Source organism: Brevibacterium sp. MGP-B1 (assembly GCF_057766545.1).
Genome location: NZ_CM173407.1, coordinates 3,870,164 through 3,882,586, shown reverse-complemented (window position 1 = coordinate 3,882,586; position 12,423 = coordinate 3,870,164). Strand labels below are relative to the sequence as shown.

At 60.5% G+C, this 12,423-nt stretch carries 12 protein-coding genes; 9 read left to right on the top strand and 3 right to left on the bottom strand.

Going from position 1 to position 12,423, the window contains the following annotated elements:
* Positions 1-6: 6 nt before the first annotated feature.
* Positions 7-333: a CHY zinc finger protein gene (locus tag AC3CD9_RS17680; RefSeq protein ID WP_488365298.1), complete on the bottom strand. Its 327-nt coding sequence runs from the start codon at positions 331-333 to the stop codon at positions 7-9.
* A gap of 130 nt (positions 334-463) precedes the next feature.
* On the opposite strand from AC3CD9_RS17680, the gene AC3CD9_RS17675 reads away from it, so the two are divergent.
* The 3 genes from AC3CD9_RS17675 (at position 464) to AC3CD9_RS17665 (ending at position 2,950) form a co-directional block, all read left to right on the top strand.
* Positions 464-1,510, top strand: coding sequence for a DUF2891 family protein (locus AC3CD9_RS17675; protein ID WP_488365297.1), 1,047 nt, complete (start codon positions 464-466; stop codon positions 1,508-1,510).
* A gap of 77 nt (positions 1,511-1,587) precedes the next feature.
* Positions 1,588-2,028, top strand: coding sequence for a (deoxy)nucleoside triphosphate pyrophosphohydrolase (locus tag AC3CD9_RS17670; protein WP_488365296.1), 441 nt, complete (start codon positions 1,588-1,590; stop codon positions 2,026-2,028).
* Positions 2,015-2,950, top strand: coding sequence for an HNH endonuclease (locus tag AC3CD9_RS17665; protein WP_488365295.1), 936 nt, complete (start codon positions 2,015-2,017; stop codon positions 2,948-2,950). The genes AC3CD9_RS17670 and AC3CD9_RS17665 overlap by 14 nt, the downstream gene beginning before the upstream one ends.
* Before the next feature lie 285 nt (positions 2,951-3,235).
* Here the strand turns inward: AC3CD9_RS17665 and AC3CD9_RS17660 are convergent, their stop codons facing one another.
* Positions 3,236-4,063 (bottom strand): helix-turn-helix domain-containing protein, encoded by an 828-nt coding sequence (locus AC3CD9_RS17660; RefSeq protein WP_488365293.1) that lies wholly within the window; start codon positions 4,061-4,063, stop codon positions 3,236-3,238.
* Positions 4,064-4,191: 128 nt separating this feature from the next.
* On the opposite strand from AC3CD9_RS17660, the gene AC3CD9_RS17655 reads away from it, so the two are divergent.
* The 3 genes from AC3CD9_RS17655 to AC3CD9_RS17645 all read left to right on the top strand — a co-directional run bounded on the left by AC3CD9_RS17655 (position 4,192) and on the right by AC3CD9_RS17645 (position 7,851).
* Entirely contained in the window at positions 4,192-5,241 is a 1,050-nt protein-coding gene (locus tag AC3CD9_RS17655) for an ABC transporter substrate-binding protein (protein WP_488365292.1), read from the top strand.
* Between the two features lie 38 nt (positions 5,242-5,279).
* Positions 5,280-6,416: an alpha/beta hydrolase-fold protein gene (locus AC3CD9_RS17650; RefSeq protein ID WP_488365291.1), complete on the top strand. Its 1,137-nt coding sequence runs from the start codon at positions 5,280-5,282 to the stop codon at positions 6,414-6,416.
* 628 nt (positions 6,417-7,044) lie between these two features.
* Entirely contained in the window at positions 7,045-7,851 is an 807-nt protein-coding gene (locus tag AC3CD9_RS17645; protein ID WP_488365290.1) for an alpha/beta fold hydrolase, read from the top strand.
* Between the two features lie 51 nt (positions 7,852-7,902).
* Here the strand turns inward: AC3CD9_RS17645 and AC3CD9_RS17640 are convergent, their stop codons facing one another.
* Positions 7,903-8,709, bottom strand: coding sequence for an IclR family transcriptional regulator (locus AC3CD9_RS17640; protein WP_488365289.1), 807 nt, complete (start codon positions 8,707-8,709; stop codon positions 7,903-7,905).
* 121 nt (positions 8,710-8,830) lie between these two features.
* Between AC3CD9_RS17640 and AC3CD9_RS17635 the strand changes: the two genes are divergently transcribed.
* From AC3CD9_RS17635 to AC3CD9_RS17625, 3 genes are all read left to right on the top strand, one after another.
* The gene (locus tag AC3CD9_RS17635; RefSeq protein ID WP_488365288.1) at positions 8,831-9,967 is read left to right on the top strand and encodes a CapA family protein; all 1,137 of its coding nucleotides are present in this window, start codon (positions 8,831-8,833) and stop codon (positions 9,965-9,967) included.
* Between the two features lie 69 nt (positions 9,968-10,036).
* Positions 10,037-11,245 (top strand): dipeptidase, encoded by a 1,209-nt coding sequence (locus AC3CD9_RS17630; RefSeq protein WP_488365287.1) that lies wholly within the window; start codon positions 10,037-10,039, stop codon positions 11,243-11,245.
* The gene (locus AC3CD9_RS17625; protein WP_488365286.1) at positions 11,242-12,411 is read left to right on the top strand and encodes a M20 family metallopeptidase; all 1,170 of its coding nucleotides are present in this window, start codon (positions 11,242-11,244) and stop codon (positions 12,409-12,411) included. The genes AC3CD9_RS17630 and AC3CD9_RS17625 overlap by 4 nt, the downstream gene beginning before the upstream one ends.
* Positions 12,412-12,423: the final 12 nt, after the last annotated feature.

Genomic DNA, 12,423 nt, shown 5'->3' with positions numbered 1-12,423 from the left:
GATTCGTCACTGACCGGCGAAGTAGTAGTCCGAATGTGCCGCGCAGCGTAGATTGAAGGGCGCGGCGCATTCCGGGCACTCGTCGACCGACTTGTACGTCTCGATAGTCAGTTCGGTCCAGCAGTTCCCGCACAGGATCGCGGGCTGGTCCCATTGCTCGCGTGGCCACTGCTGTGCGGAATGATCCGCGGTCTCGGAGTGGCACAGGTGGCAAGGATAGTAGCGGTCGCAACAGGCGAAGCGGATGGCGATGATATCGAGCTCGGTGGCGTAGTGGACGCACCGAGTGTGATCATCGACCGTCGGGCCGAATACTTCGGGGGTCCGCGTCATTGCTCGCCTCTCCTTCCTGCTCGTCGCGACTAGGGCTGGTCTTGGTCCGATCCAGCCTAGCCGCTGCGGTTCGCCACCTGGTCCGGTGATCATCCCAGTAGAGTGGAAGACCCCGAACCGATGAGGATCCATGCCGCAGATTGACGATTACGTCCACCCCTTCGCCGAGGTGGCGCTGAGCAACATCACCCGCGAGTATCCGTTCGCTTCCCATCATTTGGCGCGGAGTCTGGCCGACATCGTGCCCGCGGTGGAGAAGCACCCCGCGTTCGCGAACTCCTATGACTGGCATTCGAGCGTGCACATGCACTACCTGCTAGCGTCGTTGATGGAGACCGAGGTAGCGCAGGGCGCTGATTGGCGAGAACGCGCGCTCGAAGTTCTGTCTTCACATCTGAGCGAGGAGAATATGTTCGCCGAGGCGGCCTTCCTCCATGAGAATCCTTCGTGGGAGCGGCCGTATGGCTGGGCCTGGGCGGTCGAGCTCAACCGAGTGCTCAATGCCAGCAATGTCGACGAGCTACGTGCGCTCGGCGCGAACACTCGAGTGCTCACCGATACGGTCTTCGATCTTGTATCGACATGGTTGCCGAAGGTGGCCGCGCCGGTTCGGCATGGGGTGCACTCGAACACGGCGTTCGGGCTGCGCCGGATTCTTTTGGGAGCCCGGGAGGCAGAGCGTCACGATGTCATCGACGTCATTGCCGGAGCGACCCGTCGATTCTTCGCCGAGGATGCCGCTTGGAACTTTGTTCAAGAACGAAGCGGTCACGACTTCCTCTCCGCCGGTCTGTGCGAGGCCGACCTCATGACTGAGATCCTCACCGAGGATGAGCTTGCGTCATGGTTGCCGAGCTTCCTTTCGGAACTGTCCCCCGAATCGCCAGCGCTCACCCCCGCAAAGGTCCTCGACCCGACCGACGGTCAACAGAGCCACCTCTACGGACTGGGGCTCTCAGTCGCAGCGTCAGTGATGCGATTGGCACCGAAGTTAGAGGCGATCGCTGAGAAGTCGGGAGACGAGGACCTTCACGCCCAGGCGAAAGGCATGCTCACCCGAGTCGATTCGCTGATGGCTCCTGGCCTCGAAGCCGCTATCTCGGACGAGTATGTGTCGTCGCACTGGATCGCGACGTTCGCTTGGGAGGCTCTTCGTCTCAATTTGCCCATGTCTTGAGTCGCCGAATAGTTAACTTCGATAATGCAATCCTGATCAGGAACGACATTGGTTGATCGTTGACATAATCTAAGAACATGGTGAAAGTCATCCGAGTCGTCGGCGCTGTGATCGAGCACCACGGCAGGATTCTCGCTTGCCGGCGCCGCCCAGATAGGGCCGAAGGTGGCAAGTGGGAGTTTCCTGGCGGAAAAATAGAAACTGGCGAAACTCCTCAGCAAGCGTTGTCTCGAGAAATATCCGAAGAACTCGACCTACACGATGCAAAGGTCCGCGATCTCGTCACGCGAGCCACCACCCAGAGCGGCAACAAACGCATCGATCTGGCGTGCTACTTCGTTGACGTGACCACACTTCCAAGCTCTAGCACCGATCACGACTCGATGAAGTGGTGCACTCGAAAACAGCTCTCCACTCTCCAATGGGCGAGGGCGGATTTGCCAACTGTGGAAAAACTCGCCACCGGCGCACCAACACCTGAAAACCATTCAGACGGGAGCAAAGATGCCCAACGGTGAACCCGACGGATTGCGCGCAGCCGCGATCGACTGGTTAGAGATGAGAACTGACAGCGGGCGAGAACCACTCACCCGTGAGGATCTCAGCGATTTCCATTTTGCAAAAAGCGAAACGCGCCTAATCGCACCGATGCAGGGCATTTGGAAGCCCGGCAACTACTCGGCCGCTTTGTCTTTTCGCACGTCGTACACAGCACCGGGTGAATCACCTCCCTACGAAGACTCCACCGGAATTGACGGTCGATTTAGGTACAAATGGCGAGGCACAGATCCCAACCATCCCGAAAACGTTGGACTACGGGAGGCTCTGAACAACCACCTCCCACTGATCTGGTTCCGCGGAGTTGCACAAAACCCTGCCCGTTACCAAGTCATTGCTCCGGTTTTCATCGTTGATGAGGAGCCTGAGCACCAACAATTTGTGTTTGTCGCCGCTGAGGATGCGCAAGCAGCATTTGAGCTCAGCGATTCAGCACACGAAACGGTCGCTCGACGCTATCTCAATAGAATGGCGAAAGCTCGAGTGCACCAGCCCGTTTTCCGGTCCATGGTGCTTTCTGCCTATGAGAACCGGTGCACTGTCTGCATGTTGGCTCACCCCAGTCTTCTGGATGCCGCTCACATCGTGCCCGATAATGACGAACGCGGCATCGCCTCAGTCGTCAATGGACTGGCGATGTGCAAAATTCACCATGCAGCTTTCGACCGGTACTTCCTCGGAATTCGTCCAGACCATGTCGTCGAGATTCGACATGATCTGTTGGAAGAGGTGGATGGCCCGATGCTTAAACACGGTCTTCAAGAACTCCACGGCAATAGCTTGATGACAGTCCCCAAGAGTCGGCGACAGCGCCCGGAAAGAGACCTACTCGAGCACAAATACGAGCAGTTCCGGAACGCGACCATGAACGACGTAGCTTAGTTCTGCCCTCCCGGTTCTTCCGAGCTGGACGTTTCACTGACGTCCCGCTGCGGCGAAATCTACCTTCGCAGACCGACCCCCTCAATTGCACAAATATTCCTCTGGATCGGCCGCGCCTCAACGAGCTTTCACGACTAACCCAGCACAGACTACGACCGGTTCACAGACCGGCTTCATCAGAGATACCATGCGGCTCGATATCGCCTGGGGCGCTCACTGCGATGATCGTCCATTGCCCAAGTACGACAACCGAGAGTGCGGCGGCGACCGGATTCGTTAAAAACCTCAGAACTCTGCGCTCGCACGCCCGTCTCGAAGCCGTCCGGGAGTCATTCCAAAGTGGTTCCTGAATGCCGAAACATAGCTGGAAGCACTGGAGAATCCGACCGCTCGAGCCACCTCTTCGAGGGCCGATCCGCCTTTCACCAGTTCCAGGGATGCGTTCAATCGTGCCGCCGTGGACCACTGTTGGAAATTGCTCCCCGTCTCCGTGAGGAATATCCGTCGGATCGTCCGAGCGGACACGCCATGGCGGGACGCGGCCTCCGCCAGTGACACTCGGCGGCCAGGATTGCTGACGATCGCTTCGGCGATGGCGCAAGCAACTGGATGCGTGGGATACGTCAGTGACGGTGCTGTCCCGACCGTTGACTCAAGTGCATCGAGCAGAACGGCTCTGGCCCGCGGGCCTGCGTCAACGTTTATGTCGCTGGATAGATAGTCGAACAGCTCTCGCATAAGCCCGGTCATCTCCACTCGACATGGCGCATCGAAGTCCGACCGGTCGGGCCGCACACGCATATAGGCGCAGTACATCGTGCCCGGCCCCAAGGCGGCGATATCATGAGCGACTCCCGCCGGGATCCATATCGCGTGGCTCGGTGAGATCACCGAGAACTCGCCATCCGCGAACACTCCCAACATCGCCCCGTCTAACCAGGTCAATTGGTGAATATCGGGCTCAAGATGCACTCCGAAGCTCCCCTCCCGATACACGGAGTATCGGACAAAGCGCAGACCATACGGAGTCCCGGTGGCATAGTGCCGCGACACGAACCGATAGTCGCTGTCCTCAACCAAACGATCAGAAGCCCAGGACGATTCGTCGAACATGGTGTCCCCTTCGCGCAATCGTGTCCAGTTACAGCAATCAGACTTTCGGTCATAAGGATAGGCTAAGTTTCGTTTCGACCGGCTGCGCCGCGATCGATCCCTCCTGCTCCCCAACCTTGAGAGTCCTGATGCGCACCTTCGTTATTCTTCGTCATCCGCGGTCGCGCCGCGCTGCTGCCGCGCTCACTGCCGCTGTTCTCGTCGCTTCGCTGGCCGGTTGCGGCACCCCGAGCGATACCCAGGAATCCGAAGCGACACAGCCTGCGGGGACCACCGAATATCCACTGAAGCTCGATACCCCCTACGGTTCGACTACCCTCGAGGAAGCTCCGGAACGCGTCGTTGCCATAGGCGATCTCGACGATGCGCTGGCCCTCGGCGTGATCCCCGTCGGCTCCTTCAAGCCTGCCGGCGACGCTGATGAACTCTACGACTACGAACTGGATGCACTGGAGGAGGCCAAATCGACGAGCCCGGTCAAGAAGATCGACAAACTCTTCGACCCCTACGCCGACCTTGATTACGAAGCCATCGCCGCACTCGATCCCGACGTCATCCTCGCTACAAGCTACTGGGACCTCGAGAAGAGCTACGACACCCTGTCCGAGATCGCACCCGTCGTGGCTCTGCCCAAGGGGACCGACTCGAACTGGGAAAACCGCCACGAGCTCGTCGGCAAGGCCCTCGACCGCGAGCAGAAAGGCAGAGACAACGTCCAAGCGGTCGACGATGCCTTCGCCACGGCACGGAAGGACAACCCCGAGTTCGCCGACCTCACCCTCAACTACGCGGTCGTCTATCCCACCCAGGTGACCTACATGTCGGTGCCCGACACCGAGGCCTCATGGTTCTTCGCTCAGCTCGGATTCCAGCCGGGACCTGAGCACGGAGAGTTCGGAAAGGAATACCCGAAGGACGTCGTCAGCGAGGAGCAGACTTCCCTCCTTGACGCCGATATCGTCGTCATCGGCTATCACTCACTCCTCGAGGACGGCCAGCGGGAGAAGTTCGAGGACTCCTCACTCTTCACATCGCTGTCTGCAGTCAAGAACGGCACCTACATCCCGTTGCCCGAAGGCCACGACTCCTCGATCCCGCAGCCTGGAGTGCTCAGCTCGCTCGACGACCTCGAAGCGGTCCTGCCATTGCTTGAAGAGACGGTACCGAAAGCGTCGTGACCCACCCTCGTCGACCCGGAACGCGCAGGACCCAGTGAATGCCCACGATCAGTCATCCCCCGGGAGCCGCGTCCATGGCCGTGAAGTTCACCATCGAGGAACCCGACCCGGAGATCGAGGTCATCCTCGACATCGATTTCCTCCTCCATCCCGCGTGGCCCAACATCCACCACCTCGTCCTCCGTCCTGTCGAGCACGAGCCCGCTCGACGATCCCTGACCGTCGAACTCCCCTCCGACGTCGAGATCGCATACCGCTATCTGCGCCGCACCCGGGCCACCCCCGAATCATCTCCTCACAATGGCGCAACGCCGTCGCTCGACGAGCTCCGCGATCTCTGCGCCACCGGACTCCCCGACCCTGACGTGCACGACCGAATCTACAGTCCGTTCGGGTCCGAGGTCACGTCTTCGGTACTCATCGGTCCCGATGCCACCTGGCGTCGCGATGTCTGGGCACGGCCGCACTCGGGGACTCGTCGTCCTCCGATGTCTACGCTCCTCATGCCGGATGGACGGCGCGTCTCGATCATCGGCTCGACGGGGATGTCCTGTAACCGCCTCGTCATGCTGCTCGACGGCGACGTGTGGCTGGACAGCCTCGACCTCCCAGCCGCGATCGCACGGTGGAACAGACCAAACTTCGTGTTCGCGGTGGTCTCGACTCCGGATCGGGAGAACCTCGCCGACCGCACCTACATGGAGGAGGCCATCGCCGAGGTGGCACTCGCGCACGTGGAGAGCCACCTCGGTGCTCGTTTGGGTTCTCGGGTGACGATCGTCGGTCACAGCTACAGCGGCCTCGCAGCCGCCGGGCTCGCCTGTGACCGTCCGGACCGGTTCGGGAGCGCGATCATCGGGTCGGGATCGTTCTGGTACCGCGGCAGTCATGATGCCCGTGACGACGTCGGCCCGGGGGATCTCACGACAGAGCTGCAGGCGGCTCCGGGCACGACGCTGCGAGGGTCACGGTTCCTCCTCCATGTGGGCCGCGAAGAAGGTGGAATGGTCAGCCAGTCGAGGATGTTCGCCGAGGCGGCGAGATCGGCCGGGGCCGAGGTGTCGCTGAATCCCTATCCAGGCGGACATGACTACGCGTGGTACCGGCATGCTCTCTTCGACGCACTGGATAAACTGCGCACCCCTCCTCGACGCCTTGGCAGTCGGGGACAGTAGCGCTTCCTGCATATAGCCCAATCAAGGAGCGAAGTACTTCCGCGCAATTGCCCAAAGCCCTCCCGTATTCGCCCCTGGAGTATCAAATCGGTTCTCGCCGATAGAAGCCCTTCTGCCTCAGTTCTACTCTGCCCGCGTCGCTCAGTTGCAAATGCGGCAGCAGCCCTGCGACGTCGCCTCATACCGCGCTCCTTGCACCTCGCGTGGAGCACGTGGACGTCGACAAGCTCAGATCCTATTGACCAGTCGAGCACATTCCCGCCCGTCGAGGAATTCGACGACATTCTCGGTCGTCTTACGCCTGATCTCAGCCTCGGAGTCTTCGGAATACCAAGCACCATGAGGACTCAAAACGACATTCGGAAGCGCACACAGCGGATGTTCGTCAGGCATCGGCTCATTCTCAAACGGAAGGCCACGATTACGCGCGGTACCGGCATGCGCTCTTCACTGCGCTGGACTCCCTCCAGGCGAATTGACGTCCGGCTATCGCCGAAACCGAAATATTGTCAGTCCAGCACCCAGCGTGATCGCACGATAACCGAGCATTGACATATCGTTCCGCATGACGATACATTCATGCCGTATAGGGGTCCACATGTTTGTGGACGGAGCAAAGGAGTCCGCCGTGGCCACGTCGATGCAGTCACACCACGAAGTCAGCAGAGATGAACTGACCCGGATCGTCTACACAGCCCAGGGTCCGCGACTTGCTGACGCCATTGTCTTCATCCACGGGTGGGGCTGCAGTCGCCATGATTTCGACGATCTCATCCGGCACCTTCCCAGCGAGTTTCGGATTCTCGCTATTGACCTCGCCGAGCACGGCGACTCTCGCTCCACACGGACGTCGTGGACGATAGCCGAGTTCGGCCGCGACATCGCTTCCGTGCTGGAGGCAGAGGGCGTTCGGGACAGCGTCATCATCGGGCACTCCCTGGGCGGAGCCGCCGCAGTCGAAGCGGCAGCCATTTCACCGCAATCCATCTCGCGAGTCATCGCCCTGGATGCACTGCACTACATGTTCCTCTTTCCCTCCCTCGCCGAGGACCAGGCAGAGGCGGCAATCACCCCATTCCGCAACGACTTCCCTTCGGCAGTGCGAGGCATGGTCGAGGCAGGTTCTCCTCCGGGCACAGACGAAGCCCTCATCGAGGCCTACGTCGATCAGATGTCATCTGTGAGACAGCCTGCAGGCTTGAAATCGATGGAAGGATTGGTTCGGTGGGACATGGAAGACGCCCTCGCCCGAGCGACCCAACCGATCACCGTGCTCGCAGTTCGCAGCCTCCTGTCCGCTCAAGCGATTCAGAGATTCGGCGACAGAATCACATTCATTCCGGTCGAGCTGGGCTCACACCATTTCGCGCGCGAATCCCCCAAAGAAACTGCGCGCGTCCTCATGGCGGAGGTCATTCGAACCAACGAAGCCTGAGTCCTTCACCGGACGGCACGACACGCGTTCCGTCAGCGACGGGTCACTTACTCATCGCTGCGCCAGCAGCTCGCTGATCTCTGCAGCAGTCTTCACCACCAGCTGAGCCAACTCGTCTTCCTTTGAATGGTCGTAGCGCATCTCCGGTATCGACAGGGCGATACCAGCGATCGGCACGCCATCGGCGCTGACGATCGGGGCACCGATCGTCGCCACATGGGGTCGATACCACGAGGACATATTCAACGAGTACCCGCGTCTGCGCGTCGCCTCAATCTCCTTTCGCAGTTCATCCGGACTGGGAACCGACCCTCCGCCCACACTGTCGACCCGATGGCCAATCACTGCTTCGACATCACGTATGGACAATCGAGAGAGAATGGCAACGCCCGCCGATGTCGCCTGCAGCGGAATACGCGTACCGATTTCGAGATAGACCCGCACCGCGTGAGTGCTGTCGATTCGAGCGATCATCACGCAATCATCACCGTCCCGAAGAGCCAGAAAGACGGTCTCCTTGGTCTGCGCCGCCAGACGCCGAATCGCCGGTGTGGCGATCTCATTCAAATCCTGCTCACCGGCACCGCGGAGTCCCAGCACGAGCGCCTTCGCGGTGACTCCCCACCGCACACGCTCTTGATCCACAACCCGCAGCCATCCCGCTTTCTGCAGTGTTACGAGACACCTCTGGACCGAGCTCTTCGGAATTCCCGTCTCACGCGCCAACGCCGAAACACCGATCGGCTGACGCGCAGCCACCTCTTCATAGATCTGGAGGGTCGTCAGCACGCTGTTCATCGAACGCACACTGCTCTCCGACAGATCAGCTGATTCTTGAGGGTCCTTCGAGGTCTGCATAACGGCGACTCTATCAGCGAAACAGATACGTGTACCGCATAGCGGCACAAGTGGACTAGACGGCAATTGCCATCCGGATTACAGTGTGGAACGACCGTATCGCATATAGAAACGAGTGCACATGGAAGTGACAGTTGTCGGAGACGTCGTCGTATCCGGGTTCCCCCGCAAAACCTCATCCGAGGATCCTCGTCCAGGAGACGCCGCCTTCGACTTGCTGCAGGGAAGTGACCTCACAATCGGCAATCTTGAAGCACCGCTGACCGACAGCGCCGAACAGGCTCACAAACTCGTGACGATGAAGACGCCGACTTCAGGCGCGCGGGAACTCGCTGACTTCGGCTTCGACGCTGTGTCGTTGGCGACGAACCATGCGCTCGACTACGGCAACGGGGGAATGCGAGATACAGTCCGAGCGCTCGACCGGGCCGGAGTCGCACATTCAGGTTTCGGCGAGGACACCGCCGATGCAAACAGACCGACGATCGTGACTGCCGCAGGCCAGACCGTTGCATTCTTCAGCTTCTGTGCGGCTCTGCCACTCGGCTTCAACGCCACCGAACGCAGTGCAGGAATCGCGTCGATTCGCATCCGGCAGCAGTTCGAATATGACAGCGGCTTCCTCGATGAGACGCCTGGAACCCCGCCCTATGTCCATTCCGCCGCACACGAACCCGACGTCCGAACAGCAGAACGGCTCATCACTGAGGCCAAGGAATCGCATGATCGGGTCGTCGTCGCCCTGCATTGGGGCGTGCCGTTTTGCTACCTCCCGCAGGCGCAAGGGCCACTTGCGGAATATCAGCGGCCATTGGCTCATCGACTGGTCGACGCAGGAGCTGACCTCATCATCGGCCACCACCCTCACTGTCTCCACCCGGCCGAGTTCTACAGATCAGGGATCATCCTCTACTCCACGGGGAACTTCGTCTTCGATTGGTGCGATGGCTGGAGCCCTGACTCGATGGTTCTGAAGGAAGACGTCCACCTGTCCGCACCGTACAGAGCCGTTCTGATGAGTGGCCCGTGGTACGAAAGCGCGGTCTTTCGCATCGACTTCGATGCTGCCGGAGGCCCACGACTGCGCCTCGACCCGATCGAGCTCGACAGCGACAGTCAGCCGGTGCACCCTCTCCCTGAGGTCGCCGAACGCATCATCTCCGAGTTCCTGGACGACTCCCGACAACTGGACCCGTCGGTCACCATCGACGCCGACGGTTGGATCCACGCCGACCCAAAGACGTCCTCCCGACAATGAGCGCCGATTGCGCGAGCAGCGTCCCATCACCGTCAGGTGCACCACCCCCGACCAGCGAAGGCAGCAATCATGAGCAAGAATCCATCTGAAGTACCCCCGTACGAGTCATTCCCCTACCTCACACCCGGAACTGATTTCCCTGCTATCGAACTCGAACCGTACGCAACGAGACGAAGTGACTACACTCCGACTCTGTCCGAAGAGCAATCGGCACGGGTCGATCGGCTGATGACCGACAGCCCCCTGATCAGCTTCCACGATCACCCTCAGCGGCTGCCCGCTGATTTCTCCGATACACCGGCATTCCTTCTCTCCCCGCATGAACAGACGGCTTTCGCGGAGCTGCGGGCCTCCCATTTGACTGCGATCTTCGACAACTGGTTCGGAGTCATCGGCGGTACACGGCGATCAGGTTGGAAATGGGACGACCTGGTCAGGACACTCGGCCTCCGCCTCGCCGACCTCGCACATCAAGAGGACGCTGTCGTCGCCCGTAACGTGCGTGACATCCTCGACGCCCATAGCGAGCACGTCCTGGCGTTCGTCCTCGGGACGGAGTCCTCGGCCATGATCGAGAACGACGTGGACCGTATCGATGTCCTGTACGGTTTCGGCATTCGTCAGATGGGACTCGTCTATTCCGAGACGAATACTCTCGGCAGCGGCCAAAAGGAGGATGACGACGGTGGACTGACAGACTTCGGTCGTCGTGCTGTCCGCCGGATGAACGACCTCGGCATCCTCATCGATGTCTCTCATGCGGGCGACCGGACTTCGCTCGACGCAATCCGGGCCTCGAACGCTCCTGTGGGTATAACTCACGCGGGCGCACGATCCGTCTGGCCCACAGCCCGAATGAAGCCGGACAACGTGCTGACGGCCTGCGCCGAACGCGGCGGTGTACTCGGTATCGAATCTGCCCCGCATACGACCCTGTCCTACGATCACCGCACACAGTCGCTCGATTCGATGATGGATCACTTCGTCTACGCCGTCGATCTCATGGGAATCGAGCATGTGGCGTTCGGGCCGGATACCTTCTACGGCGATCATGTGCGCTTCCAGAATTCGATTCGAGACATCATCGGTTCGTCGCGAGTGTTCGACCCCGGCAACCTCGACTATGAGACCGTTCCCCATGTCAACGGTGCTGAGAATCCGACCGAGACTTTCAGAAACATCGCGGGCTGGCTTGTTCGTCACGACTACAGCAACAGCGAGATCCAGGCCGTCCTCGGCGGCAATATTCTGCGTCTCCTCAAGGAGGTGTGGGGGTGAACGGCGTCAAGAACGAAGTCGCCGAGGCTTTCGAGCGCAACCTCCCGATCGCCCTGGAGGTCTCGCATACAATCAACAGCAACCCCGAGCTCGCGTTCGAAGAGCACTCGACGTCCGAACTGCTCAGCTCAACGCTTCAGGACCATGGCTTCACGATCGAGCGAGGAGTCTGCGACCTGCCCACCGCGTTCACCGCAACTGTCGGCAGCGGTCCACTCGTCATCGGCATCTGTGCGGAGATGGACGCTCTGCCTGGCATCGGACATGGGTGCGGCCACAACGTCATTGCGGCCTCCGCACTCGGCTGCGCTCTGGCGCTCGCACCGTACGCCGAGGAACTGGGGGTCACGCTCCGCGTCGTAGGTACCCCCGCTGAAGAGTCCGGCACAGGTAAGGAGCTGATGGTCAACCGTGGGGCGTTTGACGACATCCACGCAGCTCTCATGATCCATCCCTCGCTCAAGGACGTCGCCGCTCCGTTCTTCCGCGCGTCGAGATCATGGAGGATCACGTTCGCCGGCCGCGGCGGACACGCGTCTCGCCCGTGGAGCGCGCTCAATGCCTCCGACGCTGCAGTCGTCGCACTGACATCGATCGGGCTGCTGCGCCAACAACTGAGAGATGGAATCCTCGTTCATCACGTGGTCAAGGAATCCGGCGACGCGGTCAACGTCATCCCGGACAAGTCGGTGGTCGAGTGCATGATCCGCTCCAATACGATCGCCGAGGTCGACGAGGTGTGGCCGCGGGTGAAGGCCTGCTTCGACGCAGGCGCTCTCGCTGCAGGTACGTCGGTCAGCGTCGAGACCCTGCCCTCCATCTACCGCGAATTCGACCACGACGACGACCTTGTCGCGATCTTCGAACGCAACGCCATTGCGGTCGGCCGCACTTTTCCCGACTATCCGGATGCACTGTTCGGCTCGACGGATATGGGCAATGTGTCGCAGGTGGTTCCGGCGATCCACCCCATGCTCTCGTTCGACCTGCCACCGGAAGAAGGCAATCACACTGCAGCGTTCGCCGTTGCCGCGGGAGGTCCGGAGGGCGATCGATTCGTTCGAGAGGGCGGTGCCGCGATGGCTCTCACCATTGTGGACATCGCCTCCTCCCCTGACACCAGGGCACGTCTCTTGGCCAAGCGATCACGATCCCGATCCGATTGAAACTCGACATCC